The organism is Pantoea deleyi, assembly GCF_022647325.1.
Classification (GTDB): domain Bacteria; phylum Pseudomonadota; class Gammaproteobacteria; order Enterobacterales; family Enterobacteriaceae; genus Pantoea; species Pantoea deleyi.
The window spans coordinates 34214-59305 of record NZ_CP071408.1 but is presented as its reverse complement, the minus strand read 5'-3'; the positions used below and the strand labels follow the sequence as shown (position 1 = coordinate 59305).

Below are 25092 nucleotides of genomic sequence, written 5' to 3'. Positions count from 1 at the left end.
GACACGCGCCCTCATTCCGTTCCCTTCAGAAAAAGAGAGCCGCTCTGACAGGCATTTCTGAAAAAGGGCTTTGAGAAAAATTCATGATTTATCTGGAATAAAATGTCTTTGCCCTGAGCCGGGCAGGAGACCAGCGGGGGCTGTGACCGGCTCCGCCTGCTGTGGAGGCGCCTGAATATATACAGGGGTTGAGGATTGGATAACCGCAGACGCACTGGCTGCTGCCTGACAGGCGTCAGGTGACGTAGTCTTTTTTTTGGTAACCGATGCCCGTAGCCGGATATTCCCCCTGGCGCACCCGCGAAGAGCGGAAAGACGTTCACAGCGTCCGCGACGTACACCGGCAGATATCCCTTACCGGGGATGAAAGTAAACCTGTCATCTGTGTAATTTCCGGTATGGATGGCGGGCACAAGCGTGCCGCTTTAGTTTACTCACTCACAGGAAACGGCAGACTGAGTTGTGCGGCCTCTCAGGCGTGGACGGGTTATCTTCCCTGCGGGACGGGTAGCCATGCCTGAGCGCCACTCTGCTATCTTCAGCATCATTGTTATGAAAAAAGAGAAATCATGGTGCCCGACTCCCATCCGCTTTTGCCTCTTTACGGCGAAAATTTTCACACTGATTACGAACGCCATACGGCAGAAGCCATTGATCTGCTCAACGTTCTCAGTCAGGGCCTGTGTGATAAAAAACTGCCTGAAAGGCAACGTCTTTTTGAGATTGCGCAGCTCTCCTGCTCCCTGTGGGAATACAGGACAGGCAGTGTTCAGAAAATGACTCCGGAATGGCAGGTGCGTTATTCGCACGACAGGCAGCGTCTGTGAGAAGTCCTCATTAATATACGGCCATAAGTCTGGCCTTTCACCGCCACTGACACGCTGTTTACGCGGTATTTGTATTGCTGATAAGCTGTTTTTGATGATCTGAAAAGCGCCCGCACGTCCTGCCCGGTCGTGCATCCGGAGGCAGAATTGGAAATAACATACAGTATCGATTACCAGTACAAAGAGAAACATAACGACAGACCGACAGCCAGCGGCAACGTCATCCGCAGCTCCGGCGAGGAAACGCCCGTGATGTTTATTCCCGACGTCGGAGACTTCGTGGAAATAGCGGGCAACCCGGAGAACAGCGAACATCTGACGTCCTTTCGCGGTATCGTGGTTTCACGCTTTTACCGCTATCTGCGGGTTTCTGACAGCGAAGTTTTCTGTCATATCAACATCGTCATAGAAGAATCGGTGCAGGATTTCAGCAACCTGGTAAATGAATAGCCGTCTTCCTGCCCGCTTTTCGGCAGGGAGGGCTGACAGCTGTTTTCACTCAGGTAAACATGAATTTTTATGAGGCCGCCGGTGGATAAGTTTTATGTAAGACACATGACGCGAGCAGACCTGAGTTTCTTTATGAGTCAGTGTGAAGAAAGTGCCCGGGACAGTCATCTCCATGTCAGCCTGCTGAACCCTGAAGAAAATAATGCTTTCAAAAAGCAGATTGAAGCGGCGCTCAGGTTAAACGAATCGGCGCATCATTCAGGCCATTTTTTGCTGATGCTTGTCTGCCGGGCAGATGATCAGAGAGCCGGATTTTTGTGGGTCTGCGCATCCAGAGACCTGACAGGCACAGCCTGCATTGAAATCAGTGTTATCCACGTAGTCAGGGCTATGCGCGGTAACGGAGGGGGCAGTCTGCTTCTCTCTGTCGCCATTGATGGATATAAGAACCACCGGATAACGGCTAAGTGCTATCCGGCATCATCTCAGATGAACAGAATGCTTAAACGCTGCGGATTTGAGGTGATGGGTACGTCAGAGCGTGGCTCCGAATATCTCTGCCTGCTTCCTGACTGAGCTGTAACCGAAACGCCCCTGACTGACATAATTACGTTTTACCAGAAGGCAGACGGCCTTTGACCCGGGAGGGCCCCGGGCCGGCAGATGCCTGCCGTTAACCGGGTAACTGCTGCTCAGCCTCTCAGACGCGACAGATGAAATACAGCAGCATGACCGGCGCGGCGCGCGGTGCACTGATTATCCGTCGCTGACGCGAAGGATGGCACGCATGCCGTCTAAAAAGGCTGTAATCGTTTTCGCATGCAGCAGGTGCCAGTACAGGCTGCAGCCGCACAGGGGGATTTATTTTTTGCAGTCACTACCGGCTGCGGGTTTCATTCCCTGTCCGGCACTCGCGCGACGTCAGGTCTGATGCCGCCTGCAGTGATTTGTACATAACTTATCCACCATTTTTGTGGATAACATCAGAAGCGTGACTGTATCCCACAAAATCCTGCGCGAAAATACTTGCCTCTTCAGCTTTGCCGCCATCGCAGTCAGGGACAACGAAGGGCCGCTAAGGGAAGGTAGTGAGGATCCTGACGTTTCTCCATCATTGACGGGTCCGGGAAGGAGACAGAGTACGGACATCTCTGGTCCGCCGTTCACCGGGTGTATGAGAAATGGTGACCCACCCCTTCCTGCCTTTTTGGCTGTTCTCTCTGGCAGCCTGCATAAAAAAAAGGTCCGGTTTTTAATAAAGTTAAGTAGTGGCATATGCGTAAGCGTCACATCCACACCGTCTTCCATTTCTGCCCGTGTTTCCTACCATGGACACTTTCACGAACATGGACACTACCGTGGACAGAAACACGCCTTACACCAGTCGACCCTGGATCATTACTGCACTCAGCCTGCGGTTTAACGACGCCCTGACCTACCGTGAAATCGCTGAGCAACTGAACATCAGCACTTCCGCTACGCATAAAATGTTCAAGCGTTTTCGCCGCACGGGTATTAACTGGCCGCTGCCCGAAGACTACACGCCGGAACGGCTTGAGGAGGAGCTTTACGCCTTCAATCTGGAAACGAACCTGCCCGTGAAAAAGCGGCGTCCGGACTGGCCGCTGGAGTTCAAAATCCGCATGGCGGAGCTCAGCCTGCAGCCGGACGCCTGCGTGGCACAGCTGGCCCGGGAGCACGGCGTTAACGATAACCTGGTGTTTAACTGGCGCAACCTGCACCGTCAGGGCCTGCTGGATCCCGCCACGCGCGCCGGGATGATACCCGTCATGGTTGAGCCCTTTCCCGTTCCGGTCAGGCAGAGCAGTGGGGTTCCGGATTCGCCCCCCGTCATCAGCTGTAAGCTGACAATGCCCGGCGGCACCCTGAGCCTGACCGGCCCCGTGACACCGGAGTTGCTGCGGGCGCTGGTCAGTGAGCTCCGTGAGAGTGAGGTATGATTAGCTTTCCGTCAGGCGCACGCATCTGGCTGGTTGCCGGCGTGACAGACATGCGCTGCAGCCTCAACGGGCTGGCGGCGAAGGTGCAGAACACGCTGCGCGCCGACCCGTTCGGCGGCCACCTGTTCATCTTCCGGGGCAGGCGCGGCGACATGGTAAAAATCCTCTGGGCCGACGCAGACGGCCTGTGCCTGTTCACCAAACGGCTGGAGCGGGGGCACTTTGTCTGGCCGGTGAACCGGGACGGCAGGGTGCACCTCACGCAGGCCCAGCTGGCGATGCTGCTGGAAGGCATCAACTGAAAGCATCCGCAGCGGATAAATCCTCCTGGCCTGCGCGTCTGAACCAGCGTAATGTGAGCGCATGGAGCGCTTACTTTCTGCAGAAAACGCCCGGCTCAGGGCGCTGCTGGACACACAGCAGCGAAGCCTTGAGCAGATGGCCGAAAACAACCGCCTCCTGTCACAACGGGTGGCGGCGTACGCCAGCGAAATCAGCCGGCTGAAAGCGCTGGTTGCGAAGCTGCAGCTGATGCAGTTCGGCAAAAGCTCCGAAAAGCTGCGGGAGAAAACGCAGCGTCAGGTGCGTCAGGCAGAGGAGCGCATCAGCGCCCTGCAGGAGGAGATGGCAGAGGTCCTGGGTGAACAGCATGAGCCGGTACTTCCGCCGCCGCTGCGCCAGTCTTCCGCCCGCAAACCTTTACCGGCCTCGCTTCACCGTGAAATCCGCATGCTGCCACCGACAGAAATCGCCTGTCCGGCCTGCGGCGGCGAGCTCAGCGCGCTGGGCTGCGACGTGTCGGAACAGCTGGAGCTCATCAGCAGCGCCTTTAAGGTCATCGAGACGCAGCGGCCGAAGCTGGCCTGCTGCCGCTGTGACCGCATCGTTCAGGCCCCCATGCCATCAAAACCCATTGAGCGTAGCTACGCGGGCCCCGGCCTGCTGGCGCGCATCGTCACGGCGAAGTTCGCGGAGCACACGCCTCACTACCGACAGTCGGAGATATACAGCCGCCAAGGCGTGGAGCTGAGCCGTGCCACGCTGGGGCGCTGGTCCGGCGCGGTCAGCGAACTGCTGGAGCCGCTGTATGACCTGCTGCGCCAGTACGTACTGATGCCGGGTAAGGTGCACACCGACGATATCCCGGCCCCGGTACAGGAGCCTGGCAGCGGCAAAACGCGCACTGCCCGTCTGTGGGTGTACGTGCGGGATGACCGCAACGCCGGGTCGCATCTGCCGCCGGCGACATGGTTTGCATACTCACCGGACCGGAAAAGTATCCATCCACAACAGCATCTTGCCGGGTACAGCGGCATCCTGCAGGCGGATGCATACAGTGGCTATAATGCACTTTACGAAGACGGCCGTATCACGGAAGCGGCCTGTATGGCGCATGCCCGGCGAAAAATCCACGACGTCCATGCCCGCACGCCGACCGGCATCACCACCGAAGCGCTCCGGCGCATCGGTGAGCTGTATGCCATCGAAGCAGAGATACGCGGCAGTCCGGCAGACGAGCGGCTGGCAGCCAGAAAAGTCAGAAGCATTCCGCTGATGCAGTCGCTGTACGACTGGGTGCAACAACAGATGACAATACTGTCGCGCCACTCCGACACGGCAAAGGCATTCACGTACCTGCTGAAGCAGTGGGACGTGCTGAACCTTTACTGCCGTAACGGATGGGCGGAAATGGACAATAATATCGCGGAAAACGCATTGCGGGGCGTTGCCCTGGGCCGGAAGAACTGGCTGTTTGCCGGTTCAGACAGGGGCGGAGAACGTGCTGCTGTTCTGTACTCACTGATCGGAACCTGCCGGCTGAACGACGTGGATTCGGAGGCGTGGCTGCGCTACGTGCTCAGCCACATTCAGGACTGGCCAGTGAACCGGCTGCCGTGGAAGGCCGATCTTACCTCCGCTGTTTTGACCTGACCCGGTTATGGCACAGAGCTGAATTTAATCTGACAGGCTGCTCTGTGCCAACAGCAGACATTGCTGTTCATTTCAGATGAGACAGTAACTGGCTGCATACCAGTTACTGGTACTGGCACCTTATTTTGTTTTGAGTACCTCGAGCATTCTAATTAGGCCGTATAAAAACAAGTCGGCCAGAGCAATAAGGCTGAAAGTCAACGCCCCACCGCAAACCGCTATAGTCAACAGCTGCTCCGGCATAAAAGTTGCCGAATCAGTAAAAACCATAACAGTCGTCACCCCAAAAGAAATGACGCCCAATACTAAGCTATCAAACCTGTTTATCACCGGTGACCTCCTCGGGAAAGATCATATCGTCATAACTCACAAAGCGTGACTTATTGGCAATTCTGTATCCCAGCCATGTCAGTAAAAACAGCGGGATCCCGACATAGGTTGCCGCGACGTTGTACCAGTCAACACTTTGATGCATAAACGCCATGTAGTTTTGCCCGAGCATGACAACGACACACATTCCAAAAGCCAGTGCGGGCTCCACCGGAAACCATGCTGCGCGATAAGGCGGCCGGGAAAGCTTATGCCCCTGTCGAACGAACCCGCGACGAAACCGGTAGTGGCTGATGGCAATACCGGCCCAGCATATAAATCCGGTCATGCCGGTCATGTTCAGCAGCCACATGTAGACTTCATGATTGCCGAACAGAGAGGTAAGCAGGCACAAAGCCGCCACCATAATCGTAGCCACGAGTGCGTACAGAGGGACGCCGTGCTGAGTAAGGCGGAAAAAAATGCGAGGTGCATTTCCTTCACGCGCCAAATTAAAGAGCATTCGCGTCGAAGAATAAACGCCTGAATTACCGGCAGATACAACCGAAGTCAGAATCACGGCGTTCATGACCGCCGCAGCTGACAGCAACCCGGCATTCCGGAATACCAGAGCAAAGGGACTGACGCTGATATCTGCAATGTCATTTCTGAGCAAACGGGGATCGTCAGAAGGTACGATCAGACTGATCACCAGAATCGCAAACACGTAGAACAACAATATCCGCCAGAATACCTGCCTGACAGCCCGTGGAATGGCTTTTGCGGGGTTATCCGATTCTCCGGCCGCAATACCAACCAGCTCGGTTCCCTGAAATGACACTCCGGCAATCATTGCCGTCCCAATCAACGCGGTAAAACCGCCCGAGAATGGTCCCCCGCCCGTAAACCAGTTATCAAAGCCTGATGAAGGTGCGCCACGAAGAATACCGGCGATCATCATAAGACCCGTTATGATGAACAGCAGCACGGTGGTCACTTTTATCAGTGAAAACCAGTATTCAGCTTCGCCAAATCCTCTGACAGATACCGCATTCAGTAAGAAGATGATAACGAGGAATGTTGCACTCCATACCCAGCCTGGAACATCAGGCAGCCAGTATCCCATTACCAGCTGCGCGGCAACCAAATCAACGGCAACCGCAACCGCCCAGCTAAACCAGAAGTTCCAGCCAAGCGCGAAGCCGAATCCTTCATCCACGTAGCGCGCACCGTATAGTGCAAAGGAACCGGATTCAGGCATGGCGGTAGCAAGTTCAGCAAGACTGGTCATGACGAAATAAACCATCACGCCAATCAGGATGTATGACAGGAGCGCGCCAGCAGGACCGGCCTGAGAAATTGTGGCACCAGAGGCGATAAATAATCCGGTTCCGACGGAGCCGCCAATGGCGATCATGGACATGTGCCGGCTTTTGAGTACACGGCGTAGCCCCGTCTGCGAGGACGGTTCACAAAAAGATGACATATTCATACCTGATAAAACAGACGCGCAGAAACGCCGGGACGTCCGGCAATTCTGCGGACAGAAAAAAGGATTTTGGCAGCAGGTCGATCGGCCTGCCGGGATAATTAACTACAGCGTCATGATCATTTCATGCCATGCCATGCCGCCATGATCTGAGTCCGATGGTTTTATATACACGTAGCCGAATTTCCTGTAGAGCTCAACGTGATGCGTCTTACACATAAGATGAATAGTTTTCTTGCCCTTCTCTCTCATCGCACTGATAAATGCACGCATCATCAATCCGGCGTAGCCCTTTCCCTGATAAGCAGGATCAAGCACAACCGACATGATCACCACGTTAGGCGCGGCGTCATCATGACCAATAAGCTCTTTAAACTCTTCGTCTGACATGACAACGTCCCATGCACACCCGGAGTTGATGAAGCCAATCAGCACTCCGTCCAGCTCAGCACAAAGGAATCCTTCAGAGTATTGTTGAATACGTGTGGCAATTTTTTCCCGCGTTGCGGCTTCGTCACCTTCATACGCTTCACTTTCAATTGCATAACATCTGTCGAGATCTGACATGCTTACTTTGCGGAAAACTGGACTGGTCATTTTTCACCTGTGGTTTCTGGTTCTGGACGCCAGCATTCTACCCGAATAGTATAATGAACATACTGCATTCTATTCAGAGATAAGATGAACAACATGCACCAGGAATTACGTGCTCTTGACATGAATCTGCTGCTTGTTTTTGACGCTGTTTACCGTCATCGCAGAATAAATATGGCTGCCGAAGAACTGGCAACCAGTCCTTCAGCTCTGAGCCACGCTTTGTCACGACTCAGGACAACCCTTAACGATGAGCTTTTTATCAGGCAGGGTAATGCCATGCAGCCAACGGCCAGAGCCCACGTCATCGCCCCCGGCTTATCTGCTGCGCTGAATGCGATGTCGGAAAGCCTGCGGTCAGCAAACATATTTCTTCCTGAAAACAGCAACCAGACCTTTCGCTTTGCCGTAACAGACTACACGGCAGCCGTCTTTTTCCCGGCGCTGGTTACCCGCTTACAGCAGACTGCACCCGGCATCTCGGTTAAAACCATCTACTCTACGGGCCATGACTCACTGGAAGACCTTGTCACCGGTAAAGTGGATTTCGCAATAGGATTTCAGACGCCGGACATGAGCCATCACAGCCAGCTTGGCGTGATTGAGGGATTCAGGGATGACTACATAGTTGCGGTGAGCAGTCGTCATCCGCGCATAACTGATAATCTGACACTTGAGCAGTTTCTGGAGGAAGGTCATGTGGTTGTTAATCCGTGGAATGAAGCCCGTGGAGCCATTGATCTGGAGCTGGAAAAACTCAATATCCGGCGACGCACTATTGTCGAACTTCCCAGCCTGTTATCAGCACCAGCCATCGTTGCGACTTCAGAACTGATCACCACACTGCCAGCAAGAGCGATAGCTACCCTGTTCAGTTCGGAAGCGCTGACCTGCTTTACTGTGCCGTTTTCCGTTTCTCCCTACGCGCTGAACGTTTATTTCCATAATGGCCGCAGTATTACTCCAGGCCATCACTGGATGAGAGAAGTTATCCATGAGGTGATGAATACTTTAACTCATACGAAACTACATGAGTTATCATCGGCAGCCCATATGATCAGTTCCCATTGATTAACATACCGCAATATGGGTTATGAACTACGTTTGGTCATAGCAACTGCGAACGTCCGCAGATCGCTCATAGCGGACCTCCAGCTCAGTCAGCATGTCCGCTCTGTGCCAAAAGCGGACGTTGCTTGCATCATGGAATGTTAGTTTACCGAGAGCAGGCCAGCGCCTCTATGCAGCTAACCCCGCCTCTAATGATTTGCTGCATATCGCCATTTTTAAATTTGAAGTCTGATTGATGAAACTGCGTAGTAAGAGATTTGACTGAATGGCCGGATGGCGCGAGTGCAGAACAGCGCCCTAGGGGGAAGGTGTAACGCGCCGTCCGGCACGAGAGGAATTTGAAGGCCATCCGCAATAGAAACAACTATAAAGAGGAACGCGTTGCAGGTTGCATTACGGATGTTATGAGCGTAGCTCATATAGGCAGTTGGGGGATAATGCCAAATATTTCAACAGGCGTTCAATTAGTCCACCGAGCCTTTAATTGCAACAGTATAACTTTATCATGGTTTTAAATGAGATAAGCCATCCCTCAAGATAGCTTATCAAATGCAAATACAGAAGAAGTTTTGTAAAAATGTTGCCGCATTAAATGGCACACAACTAAAGTATTTGAACCAATTATACAGCGTTTGTGCGGAATACGCTGACAGCATCCCTCAGGCTTGCGGCCCGGCTTGCAAGTTCATCAGCAGATGATGCAGACTCTTCAACCAGTACGGCATTCTGCTGCGTAACCTGATCCATCTGTGTCACCGCAATATTTATCTGAGATATGCCCGCACTTTGTTCTTCAGAAGAAGATGAAATCTCTCTGACTAATTGAGATGTTTGCTCAATAGCTTCCACGCTTTGCTTAACTTTTTCACCGGCATCCAGGGCCATCGAAATTCCCTGTTCGGCATGCTCAACTGATTGCTCAATCAGTCCTTTGATCTCCTTCGCCGCTCCAGCCGATCGCTGTGCGAGTGCCCTGACTTCAGATGCAACAACAGCAAAGCCCTTGCCGTGCTCACCTGCCCGGGCAGCTTCAACGGCTGCGTTTAAAGCAAGAATATTAGTCTGAAACGCTATCCCGTCAATAACGGAGATGATTTCTTTAATCTGCCCCGCACTGTTGCTTATTTTTTCCATTGAAGCCAGCACTGACTCCATCGCCTTACCGCCTCTTAAGGCCGCACTGGTAGCGGAGTTGGCCATTTCAGCAGCATGGCGCGTGTTATCTGCATTATTGCCGATAATTGACGATAATTGCTCCATACTGGCCGCAGTCTCAGCCAGAGAGGCTGCCTGTTGTTCAGTTCGCGCAGAAAGATCACCATTTCCGCGAGCAATTTCTTCAGATGAGGTAGCGATAGTGACAGCGTTGCTTTTGATGTTTTCAACCGTAAGTGTAAGTCGCTGACTCATTTGCAGTAATGCCTTGAGCAGTCCGGCAGTTTCATTACGTCCTGTCACCGTAAATGTTGACGTAAGGTCACCACCTGCGACTTCAAGCGCCAGCTTTGATGCTGCACTGACAGGTCTGGTAACGGAGCGAATGATAACCAGAGCGAAAATTACTGCCAACAGGACGATAAAAACAAGAACGGTCAGTAGTGCATATTGTGCATACCGGTGTTCCTTAATCTGCGCATTCAGTATTTCACTCAGCTCATTACCTCCACCAATGGCGTAGTCGCTGAATTTGTTAATAGCGTGCGTAAAGAGCGCTGCATAGTCCTTCGGGTTTTGATTCGTCATGCTCCGGTTAATAAAAATCGCCTCAGCGGTTTTGAGAGCACTGTTTGCCTCCTGAACGGCTGCATCTGCATCTGCACTAAACTTTTGCTTAAGTGTGTTATCAGATAAAAATAGTTTTTCAGAATCCTGAACAAATAAATTCAGATTATACGAACCATTACTGATTAAAGACTCCATACGGACAGAGTCTGCTTCACTTATGCTTTCATTTCGGGCAAGAAGGGAAGTGCCTAATGCACGTATTTTCCCAAGGCTTTCGGTCAATTCAGGCAATGATGAAAAATTACTCGTAATTAAACGGTACGTGTTGATATCTGAATCGAGAGAAAGGCCGTAAAAATCCAGCACATCACGGTTAGCGTTCAAAAGGTTGCGAATGAGGAGGGCATGCGCATCAAGACTGGCTGTTAGAGTCAGTTGTGAAGAATCGATTCTCTGCTGTAGCTGGCTCCACTGTGTGCGCACATCATTAATTTTGCTGATTATGGCAGCGCTGCCTTCTGTCTTGGCCATATCTTTAGTAATAACGTCAGTAATATTTTCAATTTCATCTCTGACCTGAACGCGGGACGGTGTTGCTGGGTTTTTAGTTGCAATGGCAAGGGCGGTTTCTGCACGATGGCGCTGTATCAAATTGAGTAGGGCTAAAATCTTATTTTCTACGGGTACACCTGTTACCTCCCTTTGCTTATCATGAATGTATTTATTACCTTCGGAAACAAAAAGCATGGTAGGAACTGAGAACAGGACAAGGGAAAACAGGCCAAGAATTGCAAATTTGGCGGTAAGACTTATATTATTAAGAATCTTATTCATTTATAATTCCTGTTGAATTAGTTCGTTATAGTGACAATTACAAAAGATAAATTTGCAAAGCACCTTAACCTTTTTATCGGTTATTCCTTCATTAACTTTATACCGCATTGTTGATTTACTGCTTTACGGAATAAACTTTTAGTAACGCTAAACAAAGCACTTAAGCTAAATAATCATTTTTTCTCGGGATGAAGTTCTGTTCGCAGCGGCATTAGTCATTGCTGGATTTTAATCTGAGAACTTTTACTGAGATTTGAATGAGTCGGCTGAACTAAATGCGGATCGCGCACATGTATTATGAACATGTCGCCGAAGGACGTTGTCTCGGGGAGGTAAGGTGAAGCAAAACTATCTGACCTGGCAGGCGCTTTGATCGCTGCGAGTGACCTGCTCCCCGTTGATTCACTCATAACGCTGTTAGCAATGTCCGCTTCTCGCTCAAAGCAGCCCCTCTCTAATTGATTGTGCTAAATCAACAAAACCTATCAGCTAAAGTCTGAGCTGATGCACCTTCATGCGAGTGTCAACACGGTCAATATGCGACGCTTACGCATATGCTGTGCGGGAGATCACAATTTAACGATTCAGGACGGTGAAATACGCCTGCCGGCCGGATACACAGGCCGGCAGATAACCCAGCCCCGTGCGATGCCCGGGCGTTATTGCGCTGTCCCTGAAGATCCAGAATGTCCCGGGGGAGTATCCGTGCTGACGGTGAAGGTATCGGCAGACTGAAAGGAAATATGAAGTTATGAAAAGGCCGTCAGGATAGCACGGCCCTGAATCATTTATTACCGGGATTATCTGACGGGTATTTAGACGGGACGTAACGCTGTTTCATCTGATGCTCATTTCTGAAGTAGTCTTCTCCGCACTCGGCAGAACAGAAGGCCGTACCGGCCACGGCCGCTTCATCCCTGCACCAGATACATCTGCCGTCCGGACTCTTCAGTCCGGGCTTGCGGGCAGACAGGGCCGAAGCAATCAGCGCCTCCTGAACTTCATGTGCTAAATCTGCGTCATCCATCGTATTTCCCCGCGTATGAGTTGTTATCAGTTGACACGCCAGTAAAAAATACCCGTTATAAAGCGGGTACCATGGGTGATTATAGTTCATGCATACTGCCACTGAATAAACGACCTGCGCTGGCAGCGCAGGAAAAACACTCACGACGGCATAACACTGACGTTTCCCCTGGTCCGAAGACGGCACCACCCACCAGGCCCGCGCAGTGTTACCGCGGTGCACGCAGCCGGCATGCATGCCGGCTGCCTCCTGAGGGGAAATATCCGCCTGCCGGGTTGCCGGATACGGGCAGGGAGTCGGGGTGTTATGTCGCGGGCACCTGCATAATGATGACAGGACCGCCTGCGGAAAAGAAACACGGCCATAAGGGGCCGGAAAATTTACGGAGTCAGCCTGCGTATGATGTCCTCATGCTGCACAGTCTGTGTCATGAGATAATAAAGCAGCAGGTCACTGCCAGCCGGCTCCCGCCGCCAGCCCGAACGCTGCAGCAGGGAATCCAGAGCGCTCAGGTCGCCGGTGATACGGGCAGGCAGAGGCGCCGTCTGAAGACCGGCTGGGTTAAATCCGGCGTGCAGGGAGTCCTTATGCAGATAGAGTCCCGACACGGACGGGTTCAGCCGCAGCGCTTTCCGGCCCTGCCACTGCCCTTCATTGAGCAGCCTGTAAACCCAGCCGACCATCTGCAGCGCCTGCAGGGCGTGCTGCAGACGCGACAGGTCGTTCTGCGTCAGCAGCGCGTCGCTGCCCGTCAGCCAGAGGTATTCCAGTTTACCGGACAGGTCAGCACGTATTCCCTTTTCGCGCCCCTCACGGAGCAGCCACCGGATTTCCGGAGCCAGCTCTTTACTGAAGCGTCGCTGTTTTTCAGCGACGGCGAGCCACCGCGTCAGAAACAGTGTTTCCTGAGCGGGCGTGCCCGCCTGGCCGTCCTGTCGCGCCATATGCAGGGCAATCAGGCCGCACCAGGCCAGATGACCCACCGATGTGTTACCCGGTTTCATCCGCTTCCTTACTCTGTTTTACAGCGGGCCGCTCTGGCCACGTACCGACAGGTAGCGTCCGTCGATGCTGCTGCGAAAAAATGTGTCCGGATCAGCGGCGGCGCAGAATGCCTGATACACCCGTGCGGGTACGGCCAGCCAGCGGCGGCAGCTGCCGTTACGGTACTCCAGCTCCAGTACGCCGGACGTCGGGTCAAATCCGGCGCTGCTGAACAGCGTAGTATTCAGGTCGTGTCGCTTCATAGAGCCGTCTCTTATGCCGGTAATGGCGGAAGTCTACTGTAACTGAAACGTCCGGCGCTGAAAAAAGTGGGGGATCCCGGGGAAGTTGCGCAGCCAGCAGACTTTTTCTCAGGAGCGCTTTGATGGGCAGAGGAGATGCCGGAACCCGGGAGGCATGAGCCCCGCAGAGCCGGTTAAAAGGACTAGGACAGAGTCTGCTGGTAGCCGGAAAATACATGCCCGTTAACTGCGGACTGATGAATGCAGTGAGGTCTTCAGGCCGGGCATTTCAGGTCTGCTCTGGCCGCAGAGTATAAAGTAAATGAGGAGGGCACAGCACCGGGCGGTAAGCGTGAGCGGCATCCATTCAGGATTGGACAACTTTTTTTTTCAGATTGTTAACTGCACCAGCCCTGCGTGAACCTGCTTTTGCTCTGGCGTATTTGATGACGGTTAACCAGCGGATATCACTGCAGCAGTTAAGGTAAGCCTGCAGCGATAAACGCAGCTGTTCCCAGTTGATGATTTGCAATTCGGGCTGTGTCCGGTTCAGATATCCCAGCTCACTGAGGGCGAGGTCGACACTGCGCTTTGCGTCCATCAGGTTTCCGCCAGACTGATAAACGCCGGCTATCTGCCTGATTTTCTGAGCACAATTTCCGACTGCTGCATTCACTGTCAAAGAACATCCTGTCTTATACTTTTATATGGCTCTTAAAATCTGAATTCTTAACAGGGTGGTAGAGTGGTTTCTGTATAAAATAGTTCCATTTTTAAACAGAGATTTGGCAGTGTTAACAGACCTGTTACTGAACTCACATCCAGAAATGAGCGGTCCGGACACCTGATTATTTCACTCAGGTATTGGGCACGGCGGCTATAAGGCGGTGTTTTTAATGTTTCGCTCCCTTCTTTATGAGGGTTTTATGCACAGCCTCATTCCTAATCATCTTTTAGTGTGCGAAGTCCGCCGCTGGCAAAAAGCGGCCCGTTTAACATTACGGTTTAAGAGGTGATTTTTTAAGAGCCTGTTCGATTTTCTCTGCATCCTGTTCCACGATAGCTTTCTCATCGGGAGTGAGCGGAACTTCCTCAAGGTAACGTCTGACAGAAGCTTTGCTTTCCAGTACCATTCCGCGTGCGCTCTGTTTGAGCAGGTTAAAATCACAGCCGATGCAGGCCATCCGGTGCTGACAGCTGCTCCAGAAGGGGTTCGTGCAGTACGAATCGCCCAGATCATAATACATCGTGGGTCCGGTCAGGCTGGCAGCTTCCGGATCGTGGTCAATCAGCACGCTGATCATGTGAGCAACCCTGTCAGCTTTGACGAACGAGGCGGCCAGCTGAGTGGGCCGGATGCGGAGATAATGCATGGTGGACTGAGGCGTTGAGTGTCCCGTCCATTGCATCAGTTCGTACAGAGACATGCCCTGCGGGACGCTGGCCAGCGCGGTCACTGCGGAGGCCCGGCCCCGGTGACTGGTTATTGTGCCACCGCTGTCTTCTATGGGTACGCCGGCTCTGGCACACAGCATCTGTATCAGCGTGCGGTTCATGATAGCGCTGCCGGCGGGCTTGCCCCGGTACTGAAACAGAAGCCGGACTTTCTCACCGGTCCGCTCATCAGACAGCATGGCCTGTTCTGTCGGGCGTTCGGCCAGCCAGATGTCGACATATTTTTTCACCACTGCCGCGACGGGTTTAACATAGGCTTTTGAGGTCTTCCCGGCGGGAATATGCAGGTAGCACAGTGTACCGGCAGGAATGACGCTGCCGTCATCTTTCACTATTTCATCTGCCTGCGGCGTGATACACCCTGTAGTCAGGCGGAGTAGCTCGTTTTTCCGCAGCCCTGCATGTGTCCAGAACACGGCCATTGCCTGCAGCATGGCCAGCGGATAATGTATTTCAGTGAGCAGGTCTTCCTGACGCAGATTCAGGCTGGCCCAGATGAGCTTCAGCCAGACCGGATCGTCGATAACCCGGGGATTGACGCCGCGGCGGAACAGCGGCGTGTCCGGTGTGGAAAGGTGGCGGGCAGGGCTGAAGCGAAGCCGGCCCCAGCCCCAGCTTTCATAATCATTCATAAAACGGCGCAGTGAATAGATAAAATGCGCCCTTGAATGCGGCATCATCGGCTCACCGGACCGGACCGATTTGCGGGTGCCCCTTTCCGTGCCCAGCTGAAGATCATCCACATTCATCCGGCCTACCGCTGCGATGAAGCTGGCGCAGGTTTCCATGGTCCAGTCTGCGGGCTCCCGTACCTTCGGATGGGCTCCTGCCAGCCAGAGGCCGCAGCGCAGAATAAAGCTGTACAGGCCTTCACGGGGGTGGGGTCTGAGAACCGACGTTTCCCGCCAGCGCCGGCACCAGTGCACCCAGGCCGGATCGATTCCCTCCACCGGCTTCTCGTACCATTTTGTATAGTTTCGCATCCTTATCGGGGAGCTGAAAATGCCCAGTGCAGCGAGCGCATGTGAAACCCGGCCGACGTAACGTGATATCCCCTTGTCTGTCCCGGTCTGGACGCGCCAGAGGAGTTCAGGCGTAAACGTCTCCAGCTGCGGGTCCCGGTTCATAATCATCAGCGTGGCCAGTATGCCGGAGACATGATTCTTCTGGCTTGCCGGGGCATATCCCAGCGACGTCAGCGTATCGGTAAGTCGTTGCAGTTCCTGGTGATAAAAAGCCTGGCCGAAGATGGCAGATGCATAGAGGGCGGGTTTCCGGATGTCGGGCAGGCTGAGCGGGTGATGAAACCCTGCCAGATGCCAGGCGAAGGCGGCCATTAACGGACGGCCCTCCCTGACTTCCCGGCAGAGCGTCTGCCAGCGGTCCTGTGACCAGCGCCAGCACGGCATGCCGGATGAATGCATTTCGCGCAGCAACCCGGCTATGACCAGTGCGGTAATTTTGCTGCCGCATCCACTTCCGGCGACAATATCCGTCAGCGGCCTTATGAGGTCCGGCGCAGGCTTCATCCGTAGCATACGGGACCGGCTATGAGAGCTGGCCAGCGCCGTCTGTTCCCCGGAGGTTAGTGACGTCTTAAGCAGGTATGCCGTCATGTCGAGGGGACGCCAGCTGCTTTCAGTCGGTGAGTGCGGGCTCATGTTATTTCTCCGGGCTGAAAATGAGGTTCGCCATCCTGATATCTGCCGTTTCAATCGCGCCCGCCATCCTGGCAGCAAGATCGCGGCCCGACAGGTGGATATAAATCTGGGTAGTGGACAGGTCGCGGTGTCCTGCATAGGTCGCCAGCTCGTGCAGCTTCCAGCCCGCGCGGGCCAGATGTGTGAGGCGGAGGTGTCTGAATGTATGGGTTGAGATGTCAGGCATACCGGACTCCAGCCCCCATTTCCGTACCGTTTTGCTCCAGCTCCAGAATGAGAGCGGCGCGGCCTGATTACGATCGGACGCGGAACGGAACAGAGCACCTCTGTAGATTCCTTCCCGCTTCATCTGCATCAGATGGGCCGCCAGCACTGATGCAACGGCCGGACTGTAACAGACGATGCGTTCACGCCGGCTCTTGGTGGTTTCTGCCCGGATACGGATAAGCCGGTGTGCAAAGTCGAGGTCTTCGATACTTAATGAGGTAATTTCAGATCGCCGCAGCGCACCGTAATAGGTCAATGCCAGCATCAGGCGGTCACGCAGCGGGGAAGCGGCGGCATGAAAAAGAAAAGACTGCCACTGTGCATCGTCAGGGATCCGTGGCAGCTTCACGATGCGGGGAACCAGCCCCCTGCCAGAACTCAGCATGCCGGGCGTGCCGGAGCGGGGCAGCGGGTTTATCAGACAGAGATCCTGATACATCAGAAAGTCATACCAGAGACGGATTGCAGACAGGCGCAACTGAAGTGTGGCGCTGGCCACGGGAAACGGCATACCGGGTAACTGAGGGCTGATGTAGGCGGCCAGATCTTCAAACCGGGCCTTTTCAGGTTCAATTCTGTGCTGGCTGCAGAACAAAAGATAATGGCGGAGGGCACTGCGGTAAGCGGTGAGTGTGGCCTGCGCCCGCCCCAGATCGGATAACAGCTTCAGCCAGCGCTCGGCCAGTAACAGGACATGTTCAGCCGGTGGGATCAGCATTGCGTTCACCTCTGGCAGCAATATAGCTGTTCAAAGTTTACTCAGTAAATGTTGCATTCCACGTAACTTACTACAGCGCGTAATTTGAACTGAAGACATGCACCCGCTCTGCATAATCCTGCCCCTTAATTTGAAACCAGGGCGCGCCCATTTTTATACCGAGTTTTTTTGCGCCAGCGCTGCGCGCGATGACGCAACCGTCATTATTGCTGAGTACGATGACGGGCTTACCACGCAGATCGGGACGGAATAATGCCTCGCAGCTCGCGTAAAACGAGTTGACGTCGGCCAGTCCGAACATGTGCAAGGCTTACCTCCCGCGTGCGCGCGTGCTGCTAAAGAACCAGGTGACGACGCCGAGCAGCTGTAGATCTTCCGGATAGATAACGGCATAAGCCGGATTCATGGGCAACAGCGCAAGGCGCGGGCGAAGCTGCAGCCGCTTAACAGTGAATTCACCGTTAACCTCAGCTATAACGATATCACCGTGAGAGGCCTGTTCGGCGCGATCAACCACCATGACATCGCCATCACAGAGGCCAAGATCCTGCATACTGTTACCACTGGCACGGACGAAGAAGGTTGATGCCCTTCTGCGAATACAGAGCTCATTGAGATCGAGTTCTTTTTCAACGTAATCCTGTGCAGGGGAAGGGAAGCCTGCGGGGCAGTATTCGCCATATAAAGGGATTTTCACGGGCGGCGTGAAAAGAGCTGGCCACAAAACCGTCAGGCCCTCAGCATAGATTGCCGGTTTCATAGTCCCGTATTCCTGACGTGATAAGACGCGGTCAGAACCTGTTTTAATAAATAATGCATAAAAATTCCCTCCTTTTGATTACTGTTTATTTATACAGTATTATGGAGGCAATTTTGCGTGACAAGCAAAGCGAAACAGCTATCGTACTTTATCTCAGCATGTGCATGAAAATATTGGTATTTTATTTTTCTTCTACGGTGCTGATCATTTTTTTAATTAAACGCACCATGCTGTCACTGCTGATCTCCTGACTTTGCATTGATGGCAATACGTTAATTAGTGACAGGGTAACGGTTGCCAGTGCGATCGAATGTTTTACCGTATCCGCATTTTCATAATCTTTGTAAGTACGCAGGCTGACGCCAAGTTCAGTTGCTGCACGTTCCCTCTTCCAGAGCAGACTCCTGCGCCAGAGTTTAAGCTGCCAGCCTGTCATTAAATTCCCTCCATTAGTGAAAAAATAGTATTCGCGAAAAGTGCAGAAACTGCACTTTTTTTTATCGATTTATGTCTTTGATCATCTTTTTCTGCAGATTTTCTTTATCGGCCCTGCAGGTAATTAAGTAGCGGCGCCTAACAGCTGTTATCGCTTTCAAATTCCGGAATACTTCCCTCCTTGCCGTCGGGCAGCGCCGTGCCTTCACGTTAGCCGGGCCGCTTCGCCTGCAAGGGACGCTGGCGCTCGTCATCCTCACCCGTTCCCCGCCGTGCGCGGGACATTCAGTCCGCTCCGGCGGCGCGTGCGGCTTCCGGTGTCGCCCCTGCTGGCTTCACTTTGCGCCCGGCTGCTGTGTCGGCACGGCGCAGGTGAGGCCGTGCAACCATTGACTGAGGAGAGAATCATGCCGAACTGGTGTGTAAACAGGCGGTGTGTGACCGGCCTGAAGGAGAATGTGAGTGAGGTGCGAGCGCTGATGCGGGCGAGGTATGTCCGGCATACGTGCGGGCTGAATCAGAAGGCATTCAGCTGTTTCTGGCGGGTTGCGCCGGGCTGCTGCGCCCGGTGACGGACAAAACCTGCTACCGGCTGCAAAGCCTGTGCTTGCCGGGGAACACATGAAGAAAATCACTTCAGCTAGTTGGCGACGTTACTCTGCGTCGACGGTGTGTAAATAATGGTTAATTTACCCGTATAGTACCCCGCAGCCTTATCCGCCAGATTAAAGGCTGGCGTGATGAGCTGTATGGGGGCAGGGACGCAGAGCGATACTCCGGGCACGCCCGGCAATACGACCTGACGCTGGATATTACGCTGGTTAGTATTGCTCCAGCTGATTTCGGTAGCGTTTTTTATCTCCTGAGCCACTCCCGTCGTCGGGTTAATGACGCTGACCTGGTAGTCAATGCGATTGGCAGCCTGCGTTTTGTCCGCGCCGGTGCGATAGACGGAGAAAAGTCCGGCAGCCCTGCCTGTCGCGCTCGCCCCCTCGTCGCTGAAGAGCATATTCACGCGGTTGCTTGAGGAGTTGCTGCCGTCATACAGGCACATATCCAGGGACGCGGTGCCGCTGGCGGTGGCGTTTTTACTGGTTCCCGGCCGGTTATTAAGGTTCAGGTCGACCCTTGGCGCGCTGTAGGGAAAGGCCGGAAAATAAATCTGCTGGTTATTGAGGTCCGTCACCGTCAGAACGATACTGGCCGTCCAGGTATACAGGTAAGTTGAGGCCCACTGATACAGGTCCTGTTTGAGCGTGGCACGCCACACTCCCGGGGTCGTGAGTTTTGCAAGCTCGCCTTGAGAAATGGTGTACGTAAAAAGATTGGTTGCCTCCAGTAAGCCATCACACCCGGTGGCAGAAGACGCAGGGTAATTTACGATAACCGCGCATGAAGCGGGCGTGATGGCACGGAAATCGTGGCGACCTGTGATATTGAGGTTTATGGAGGTCGAGCTGCCTTCAAGTGTAAATTTTAATGTAATATTTGCATCACTGGGGGACCCATTCTGCCACCATGCGGGGGCGGTGCGGTTACAGGCCCCATACGTTGAATCACTTGAACTCTTACATACCAGCGTATTACGGGCCCACTTTTGCCCGTCAGTGTCATCTCTGCCGCCTGAAAGATTGTCCCATATCGTGAGGGATGAGGGCACGGACATCCGGTCATATTTCGCCGTCAGCGTCGTGTTCCTGGCCATGGGAGCCTCGTAAACGGCGTAGCAGGGCGCTACACTGGAAACAAGAGCACCCATAATCAGCCCCAGATAACAGAATAATTTCACATTCTTTCCTTACTCGTTCATTGCCGTTGGGCGGGCATCACGAACGTTGCCCGCAGTCATCAGCTCAACCTGCTTCTGCTCTGCTCCCGGCAGGTTAGCCATGTCCGTGCTTTCGCACGCCGTTGCCCCTACGTAGCGCACCACGTCACGGACCGCCCTCACTTTCATGCTGCACTGCCAGAACGCCTGGTCCTTCATCACGTACAGCATTTTCAGCTGCCTGTTTGTTTCCAGCGTGAATCCGCCCCCGCCGAGTGGCGTCCAGGACATGACGTTAAGCGGAATTCCCCCCTCAAGCGGCCGGTGCTGCGCGTCGGTCATCTGCCCCAGCCACGTGTAGCGGGTACTGACCACAATGTCCCGGTTAAATACCCGGCCCGGGGTCATGAATAACGTACGCGAACCGGCTCCTTTGCTGATTTCACTGCTGGTACCTGCCGGTGATGACGCGGACTCCGCAATGGTGAACGTCGTCTCCCGGTAGCCGGGCACGGTAAACAGGGCGCGACTGTTGCCGCTTATATCACTCCGCCCCCCGCTGTCCAGCGATACGCTGACTCTTGAGTCCTTTTGTTCGTCGTCCTGCTCCACCCCCACCGTCACGGCCGAGGACGGGTTGCCGTCTCCCCACCGTCCCCAGAAGAGACCCTTCCGGTCGATAACAAGAGAGGAGCTGTAATTTCCGCTGCTGCTCAGCGTGTGGGCATTACCCGTTTTCTGCCAGGCGTCACTGACCGTAAGCGCGCCGCTGCCGTACTGCCCACCGGCCCGGCCGTAGGCCGAAGCGTTCACGGTGTCCGAATTGACGCCATAAAGTGAGGCACCCAGCTCGTTTTCACCCGTATCATCTGCGTAATGGCTGTAGGCCGCGTTGTAGCCCAGCCGGTCACCGCCGCGCTGGCTGGTCTGCCAGCTGGCGCCCGCAGACGCCGTGCTTCTTGACCGTGCGGTGCCGCCTGAGGCGCGCGACAGGCTGAATGTGAGGAAGGCACCCTTGTCCGTGCCGTCATAGCCGCTGTCTTTACGCATAAACGCATTAACGCTTGAGCTGACGTTGACGCTGCTCCATCTGAACTGTCGCGTCACGCCGGTCTGCCAGGTCCGGCTGCGCGAGCGAGTCTGGTATACCTGCTCCCAGGGCACGCCTGCCTGTGCGTTTTTGTCATCATCGGGCAGGTCACGACGATATACGTAACGGCCTTCGTTACTGCTGAGCGCATAGCCCAGCGTGCCGTACCACTGAGAAAAGGGGACGGACAGCATGACGTTAGTACTTTTATAACAGCCGCTGTAGCTATAGCGGTGTTCTGCCTGATTGTCACAGTCAGGTGCGGTCATTGACGAACGGTAGAAGCTGAGAGAAAAGCCGTCGTTGTAGTTAAGCTGCTGAATATTCCCCCGGGAGCCGTCGCTGCCATACAGATAGCTGGCGCGCGTTGTCATCATGCCGTCAAGGGGGCCTGAACTGAATCCGTGCGCCCAGTCTGCTGCACCTTCCCAGTAGCGTGCGTCGCGGAGGAGGGCAGCGCCTGCGGTCAGTGATGCGTTTGCGGTCACGGGCAGGCGCAGTCCGCCCTGCACAACGCGCCTGCTGTCATCATCAGAGCGCTGCCTGACGCCGCCGTCATCGCTGATGTTCCCGCCCTGAATAAACCACTGAAAGGAGCTAGGCTGCGCGCTGCCGGTACCGGTATAGGGCACGGTTTCGGTTCTGACCAGCTGGCTGTTTTCATAGATGCGCAAAGAGACGACATAGCTGCCTGCCGGGAAGGTTCGCGTGTCAAGTTCCTGCGCGCCGGCCTTAAGGTAGAAAGAGGAGAGCAGCTGGCCATCGCGGTAAGCATCCACCCGGGAGTCCTGGGAAAGGAAAACGTTAACGGGTGTGCCCCGGGAAACCTTATCCATGTTGACCCATGACAGGGTGGACCCCAGGCGCGCACCACGAATTTTACCCAGGGGCAGCTGGCTGAGGTTGATATTCCCGCCGGCGTTGCTGAAAATGTCGCGAGCATCCATCATTCCGCCCTGAACATAGACGCGCTTCCAGAGGTCCTGCCGGAAATAGGCGTTGCTGACCTCCGCCTCCTGCACGCTGGATGAACGCGCGCGCTGGCCGTGCCAGTTCCAGTCAATATTCAGATAGCCATTCTGCGTCACGCCCAGCGAACCGTTGCCCTGGACGGAGGCGGACTGATAGTTTCTGTCAGCAACAAAGTTGACATTTTGCTGATGAACCAGCGCATTACTGCTGTCCGCACTGGCGTCATAATAGATGTCCTGAGCGTCTTTTTTAGGGCGATACTGCGGCCCAAGAAATAAACCGGCCCGGGCATTATTTTCATCGTAAATAATGGCCATGCTGTCGGTGTCAATATAATCGCAGCCCGGTACCCTGCCATTAGTACCGCAGGAAAGGGTACCATTACGTCTTAAAGGAGAGCGGAGAGACTTCTGGAGCAGGGCCTGCAGGCCCGGTACGCTGGCATACTTTTTCAGTACGGCAGCAGTGAGCTCCCGGGGATGCATGAACTGAACAGTCTCCAGGTCAACCCTTGCCTCAAATACACCGAGAGACTCACCGTACAGTGAAACTTCCAGCATCATATTCTGCCCGCGGGCAAGCTCTTCAAATCCAGGAGGAACGCGCACCTCTGCATAGGACATGCCGCAGAGCGGCAGGGCGGCAATGATCGCTGCAGTCAGAAGTCGGAGTTTACTATTCATCCCAGGCTCCCTGAAAAAAAGACGGGACACACGTCCCGTCAAGGCTACATTGCGGGCGAATTATTATTGGCTAGGGGTGCCAGTAGCCTGAGTCACAACAAGGCTTACGACGCCGCTGTATTTGCCGGAGGTGATGGCTGCTTGCTGGTTAGCCTGTGAAATTACCAGCGGCACGATGGCGGAACCGTTAGTGATACCCGTCGGGAAAAGTGAGGCATAGGTGAGCACAGCCGCTGTTGTTGTTAACGCCGTGCCATTGACCGACACGCTCAGCGGGATCGCATTACCGCCGTTCCCGTCCGTCAGCGAGGGAGATGATGCAAGGCTGACATTCAGGTCCTTGTTAACGGCATTAGACCAGAACTTGATGTTCTGCTTGTGGGAATCCAGTCCCTTGCCCGGGAGGTACTGCATGGCAACCGAGGCCGGAAGTGCAGAACCGTCAGCCAGCGTCACGTCGACGGTTGAGTCAATATCGGCGGTTACGGTAATATCACGCTGTACGGCGCTGGCGCTGAACGCGGCCATAAGTGCAGCTGCACCAATAACGGTTTTGAGGTTATTTTTCATTGAGCATTCCTTGAGTGTTTTATATAAACCCTTCATTAATAAAGGGAGCTACCTTACCAGTGAAGCAGGCAATTCCATCACTTCAGTCGTATTTTTAATCCAGTTAAAATACTTTATTTTGTAAGTCTTTCCGGGAAGGAACTTTATTCCTGGAATGGAAACTATGCTGTCCGGGTAAAGCGTTATTTCCTTTTTTTCCCACTTACAGTCGCTGGCTGAGCTGCACGTACCGAATTCCTTCACGGGAATGCGAATAGTACCGCTATTGGTCACTTTTCCTGACGCAGGACTGTATTCCATTCTGGCAACCTCTTTCTGTGGTGCCACGTGAACCAGCACGCCCCAGATAATATTAACGCCCACCTGAGCGTCACCTGCTGCGCTTTTACTTTCGCCCGGCGAGAGATTGTATGTAATCTCATTAACGCCTTCAAAATAAACCCGCCAGGTGGTTTCTTTTTGCGGAAGGTTAACCGAAACAATTCTTACCAGCCTTTCGCCCCCTGCGGCAAGAGCCAGTTTCTGAGGCGTAATGATAAGCTGACTGGCGTCAGACATGTCAAAATCAACTTCATGTTCCTTATCAGTTGCAGGATTTAATATCTTTTTTAACTTAATCTTGACGAACTGAACGTCATTATCCTGGGAAATCACTCTTATCTGAGAAGATCCATTCTCTCCTACGGCAGTTTCCATCGGGTACACATACATAGCTGCATGTGTGGTTTGGAAAAAAAACGAAGCGCAAATTGCCGTTAAAAATTGAGTGGTGCTGGTAAAAGGCCAGATTTTCATCTATATGTCCTTAATTATTTGTCTGAGTGTGAGCGATTGTCATCTCCTTACTATTGCCTTAAAGGCGCGCAGGATATTATCCTGAAGATATCTTGAAGGTTAAAAATCAACCTTAAAATCCTATTTCAATTGAATGTTCTTTTTTTCTACAGCAGATTTTCTTTTCAGGAAGTTAGCGTTACCATCAGGATATGTCATATGCAAGATTGCCAAAATAATTGATGCCGTCAGAATGAAACTGAAATGTTAATTATTATATAAGAGAAGATTCAGCCAGCTAATGTGTGACTGAATTTAAACAAATTATTATTTAGATGGCACTTTAATTAAAATTTTTTTGCCTTATTTTTTACTAATCGGAGTGTTTGCACTTGAGGATTACGGGGAGGATGGAGGCGCTCATGTTCTCAAGTCACTGATTTTTCTAGATTTATAGAAAATAAAGAAAATTAAAAAGGTGTATCGATAAATCA

Annotated in this window: 22 protein-coding genes and 2 pseudogenes; 8 read left to right on the top strand and 16 right to left on the bottom strand. The window is 53.4% G+C overall.

The features are described 5' to 3' along the window. Positions 1 to 569: 569 nt before the first annotated feature. The 6 genes from J1C59_RS21670 to tnpC all read left to right on the top strand — a co-directional run bounded on the left by J1C59_RS21670 (position 570) and on the right by tnpC (position 5170). Positions 570 to 827 carry a hypothetical protein gene (locus J1C59_RS21670; RefSeq protein ID WP_128085895.1) on the top strand — a complete coding sequence of 86 codons (258 nt, stop codon included), beginning with the start codon at positions 570 to 572 and terminating at the stop codon, positions 825 to 827. A 147-nt stretch (positions 828 to 974) separates the two neighbouring features. After that, complete coding sequence (locus J1C59_RS21665) at positions 975 to 1277, top strand: hypothetical protein (RefSeq protein ID WP_242281421.1); 303 nt, start codon at positions 975 to 977, stop codon at positions 1275 to 1277. Between the two features lie 81 nt (positions 1278 to 1358). Further along, positions 1359 to 1853, top strand: a complete 495-nt coding sequence (locus J1C59_RS21660; RefSeq protein WP_242281420.1) for a GNAT family N-acetyltransferase — start codon at positions 1359 to 1361, stop codon at positions 1851 to 1853. Between the two features lie 782 nt (positions 1854 to 2635). Then, positions 2636 to 3238, top strand: coding sequence for an IS66-like element accessory protein TnpA (gene tnpA / locus J1C59_RS21655; protein WP_242281419.1), 603 nt, complete (start codon positions 2636 to 2638; stop codon positions 3236 to 3238). Further along, positions 3235 to 3540, top strand: coding sequence for an IS66 family insertion sequence element accessory protein TnpB (gene tnpB / locus J1C59_RS21650; RefSeq protein WP_128085893.1), 306 nt, complete (start codon positions 3235 to 3237; stop codon positions 3538 to 3540). The genes tnpA and tnpB overlap by 4 nt, the downstream gene beginning before the upstream one ends. 61 nt (positions 3541 to 3601) lie before the next feature. Continuing rightward, on the top strand, positions 3602 to 5170 hold the full coding sequence (tnpC, locus tag J1C59_RS21645; RefSeq protein ID WP_128085892.1) for an IS66 family transposase: 1569 nt from the start codon (positions 3602 to 3604) through the stop codon (positions 5168 to 5170). Between the two features lie 313 nt (positions 5171 to 5483). Here tnpC and J1C59_RS21640 read toward each other — a convergent pair whose 3' ends face one another. After that, positions 5484 to 6965 carry an amino acid permease gene (locus J1C59_RS21640; RefSeq protein WP_128085891.1) on the bottom strand — a complete coding sequence of 494 codons (1482 nt, stop codon included), beginning with the start codon at positions 6963 to 6965 and terminating at the stop codon, positions 5484 to 5486. Positions 6966 to 7073: 108 nt separating this feature from the next. Further along, complete coding sequence (locus tag J1C59_RS21635; protein ID WP_128085890.1) at positions 7074 to 7565, bottom strand: GNAT family N-acetyltransferase; 492 nt, start codon at positions 7563 to 7565, stop codon at positions 7074 to 7076. Between the two features lie 93 nt (positions 7566 to 7658). On the opposite strand from J1C59_RS21635, the gene J1C59_RS21630 reads away from it, so the two are divergent. Then, entirely contained in the window at positions 7659 to 8633 is a 975-nt protein-coding gene (locus tag J1C59_RS21630) for a LysR family transcriptional regulator (protein ID WP_242281418.1), read from the top strand. A gap of 621 nt (positions 8634 to 9254) precedes the next feature. Here J1C59_RS21630 and J1C59_RS21625 read toward each other — a convergent pair. The 10 genes and pseudogenes from J1C59_RS21625 to J1C59_RS21580 all read right to left on the bottom strand — a co-directional run bounded on the left by J1C59_RS21625 (position 9255) and on the right by J1C59_RS21580 (position 18742). Beyond that, positions 9255 to 11192, bottom strand: coding sequence for a methyl-accepting chemotaxis protein (locus tag J1C59_RS21625; protein WP_140916875.1), 1938 nt, complete (start codon positions 11190 to 11192; stop codon positions 9255 to 9257). 784 nt (positions 11193 to 11976) lie between these two features. Beyond that, complete coding sequence (locus tag J1C59_RS21620) at positions 11977 to 12309, bottom strand: hypothetical protein (protein WP_339329387.1); 333 nt, start codon at positions 12307 to 12309, stop codon at positions 11977 to 11979. 290 nt (positions 12310 to 12599) lie between these two features. After that, positions 12600 to 13223 carry a DUF2913 family protein gene (locus tag J1C59_RS21615; RefSeq protein WP_128085887.1) on the bottom strand — a complete coding sequence of 208 codons (624 nt, stop codon included), beginning with the start codon at positions 13221 to 13223 and terminating at the stop codon, positions 12600 to 12602. 18 nt (positions 13224 to 13241) lie between these two features. Continuing rightward, entirely contained in the window at positions 13242 to 13466 is a 225-nt protein-coding gene (locus tag J1C59_RS21610; protein WP_128085886.1) for a KTSC domain-containing protein, read from the bottom strand. 346 nt (positions 13467 to 13812) lie between these two features. Beyond that, positions 13813 to 14127: a hypothetical protein gene (locus tag J1C59_RS21605; protein WP_128085885.1), complete on the bottom strand. Its 315-nt coding sequence runs from the start codon at positions 14125 to 14127 to the stop codon at positions 13813 to 13815. A 316-nt stretch (positions 14128 to 14443) separates the two neighbouring features. Further along, the gene (locus J1C59_RS21600; RefSeq protein ID WP_128085884.1) at positions 14444 to 16561 is read right to left on the bottom strand and encodes a tyrosine-type recombinase/integrase; all 2118 of its coding nucleotides are present in this window, start codon (positions 16559 to 16561) and stop codon (positions 14444 to 14446) included. Between the two features lies 1 nt (position 16562). Continuing rightward, entirely contained in the window at positions 16563 to 17546 is a 984-nt protein-coding gene (locus J1C59_RS21595; RefSeq protein WP_128085883.1) for a tyrosine-type recombinase/integrase, read from the bottom strand. A gap of 73 nt (positions 17547 to 17619) precedes the next feature. Continuing rightward, a pseudogene (locus J1C59_RS21590) lies at positions 17620 to 17847 on the bottom strand (Y-family DNA polymerase); the annotation flags it as partial. Positions 17848 to 17856: 9 nt separating this feature from the next. Beyond that, positions 17857 to 18306, bottom strand: a complete 450-nt coding sequence (umuD, locus tag J1C59_RS21585; protein WP_128085881.1) for a translesion error-prone DNA polymerase V autoproteolytic subunit — start codon at positions 18304 to 18306, stop codon at positions 17857 to 17859. A 181-nt stretch (positions 18307 to 18487) separates the two neighbouring features. After that, a complete protein-coding gene (locus tag J1C59_RS21580; protein ID WP_128085880.1) occupies positions 18488 to 18742 on the bottom strand; it encodes a helix-turn-helix domain-containing protein in 255 nt (84 codons plus the stop codon). Positions 18743 to 19148: 406 nt separating this feature from the next. On the opposite strand from J1C59_RS21580, the pseudogene J1C59_RS21945 reads away from it, so the two are divergent. Further along, a pseudogene (locus J1C59_RS21945) lies at positions 19149 to 19324 on the top strand (DUF1281 domain-containing protein); the annotation flags it as partial. A 57-nt stretch (positions 19325 to 19381) separates the two neighbouring features. Here the strand turns inward: J1C59_RS21945 and J1C59_RS21570 are convergent. From J1C59_RS21570 to J1C59_RS21555, 4 genes are all read right to left on the bottom strand, one after another. Beyond that, a complete protein-coding gene (locus tag J1C59_RS21570; RefSeq protein ID WP_140916887.1) occupies positions 19382 to 20530 on the bottom strand; it encodes a CfaE/CblD family pilus tip adhesin in 1149 nt (382 codons plus the stop codon). A 9-nt stretch (positions 20531 to 20539) separates the two neighbouring features. Next, the gene (locus J1C59_RS21565; protein WP_242281428.1) at positions 20540 to 22888 is read right to left on the bottom strand and encodes a TcfC E-set like domain-containing protein; all 2349 of its coding nucleotides are present in this window, start codon (positions 22886 to 22888) and stop codon (positions 20540 to 20542) included. A gap of 429 nt (positions 22889 to 23317) precedes the next feature. Next, positions 23318 to 23824: a CS1 type fimbrial major subunit gene (locus tag J1C59_RS21560; RefSeq protein WP_128086848.1), complete on the bottom strand. Its 507-nt coding sequence runs from the start codon at positions 23822 to 23824 to the stop codon at positions 23318 to 23320. A gap of 48 nt (positions 23825 to 23872) precedes the next feature. Continuing rightward, positions 23873 to 24619: a fimbrial protein gene (locus J1C59_RS21555; RefSeq protein ID WP_128086849.1), complete on the bottom strand. Its 747-nt coding sequence runs from the start codon at positions 24617 to 24619 to the stop codon at positions 23873 to 23875. Positions 24620 to 25092: the final 473 nt, after the last annotated feature.

What these genes read in the sequence shown, in the direction of transcription:
- J1C59_RS21670 (WP_128085895.1), top strand. Translation starts at nt 570, where the DNA reads ATGGTGCCCGACTCCCATCCGCTTTTGCCTCTTTACGGCGAAAATTTT.
- tnpB (WP_128085893.1), top strand. Translation starts at nt 3,235, where the DNA reads ATGATTAGCTTTCCGTCAGGCGCACGCATCTGGCTGGTTGCCGGCGTG.
- tnpC (WP_128085892.1), top strand. Translation starts at nt 3,602, where the DNA reads ATGGAGCGCTTACTTTCTGCAGAAAACGCCCGGCTCAGGGCGCTGCTG.
- J1C59_RS21640 (WP_128085891.1), bottom strand. Translation starts at nt 6,965, where the DNA reads ATGTCATCTTTTTGTGAACCGTCCTCGCAGACGGGGCTACGCCGTGTA.
- J1C59_RS21635 (WP_128085890.1), bottom strand. Translation starts at nt 7,565, where the DNA reads ATGACCAGTCCAGTTTTCCGCAAAGTAAGCATGTCAGATCTCGACAGA.
- J1C59_RS21630 (WP_242281418.1), top strand. Translation starts at nt 7,659, where the DNA reads ATGCACCAGGAATTACGTGCTCTTGACATGAATCTGCTGCTTGTTTTT.
- J1C59_RS21625 (WP_140916875.1), bottom strand. Translation starts at nt 11,192, where the DNA reads ATGAATAAGATTCTTAATAATATAAGTCTTACCGCCAAATTTGCAATT.
- J1C59_RS21620 (WP_339329387.1), bottom strand. Translation starts at nt 12,309, where the DNA reads ATGAACTATAATCACCCATGGTACCCGCTTTATAACGGGTATTTTTTA.
- J1C59_RS21615 (WP_128085887.1), bottom strand. Translation starts at nt 13,223, where the DNA reads ATGAAACCGGGTAACACATCGGTGGGTCATCTGGCCTGGTGCGGCCTG.
- J1C59_RS21610 (WP_128085886.1), bottom strand. Translation starts at nt 13,466, where the DNA reads ATGAAGCGACACGACCTGAATACTACGCTGTTCAGCAGCGCCGGATTT.
- J1C59_RS21600 (WP_128085884.1), bottom strand. Translation starts at nt 16,561, where the DNA reads ATGAGCCCGCACTCACCGACTGAAAGCAGCTGGCGTCCCCTCGACATG.
- J1C59_RS21595 (WP_128085883.1), bottom strand. Translation starts at nt 17,546, where the DNA reads ATGCTGATCCCACCGGCTGAACATGTCCTGTTACTGGCCGAGCGCTGG.
- umuD (WP_128085881.1), bottom strand. Translation starts at nt 18,306, where the DNA reads ATGAAACCGGCAATCTATGCTGAGGGCCTGACGGTTTTGTGGCCAGCT.
- J1C59_RS21580 (WP_128085880.1), bottom strand. Translation starts at nt 18,742, where the DNA reads ATGACAGGCTGGCAGCTTAAACTCTGGCGCAGGAGTCTGCTCTGGAAG.
- J1C59_RS21565 (WP_242281428.1), bottom strand. Translation starts at nt 22,888, where the DNA reads ATGGCCATTATTTACGATGAAAATAATGCCCGGGCCGGTTTATTTCTT.
- J1C59_RS21560 (WP_128086848.1), bottom strand. Translation starts at nt 23,824, where the DNA reads ATGAAAAATAACCTCAAAACCGTTATTGGTGCAGCTGCACTTATGGCC.
- J1C59_RS21555 (WP_128086849.1), bottom strand. Translation starts at nt 24,619, where the DNA reads ATGAAAATCTGGCCTTTTACCAGCACCACTCAATTTTTAACGGCAATT.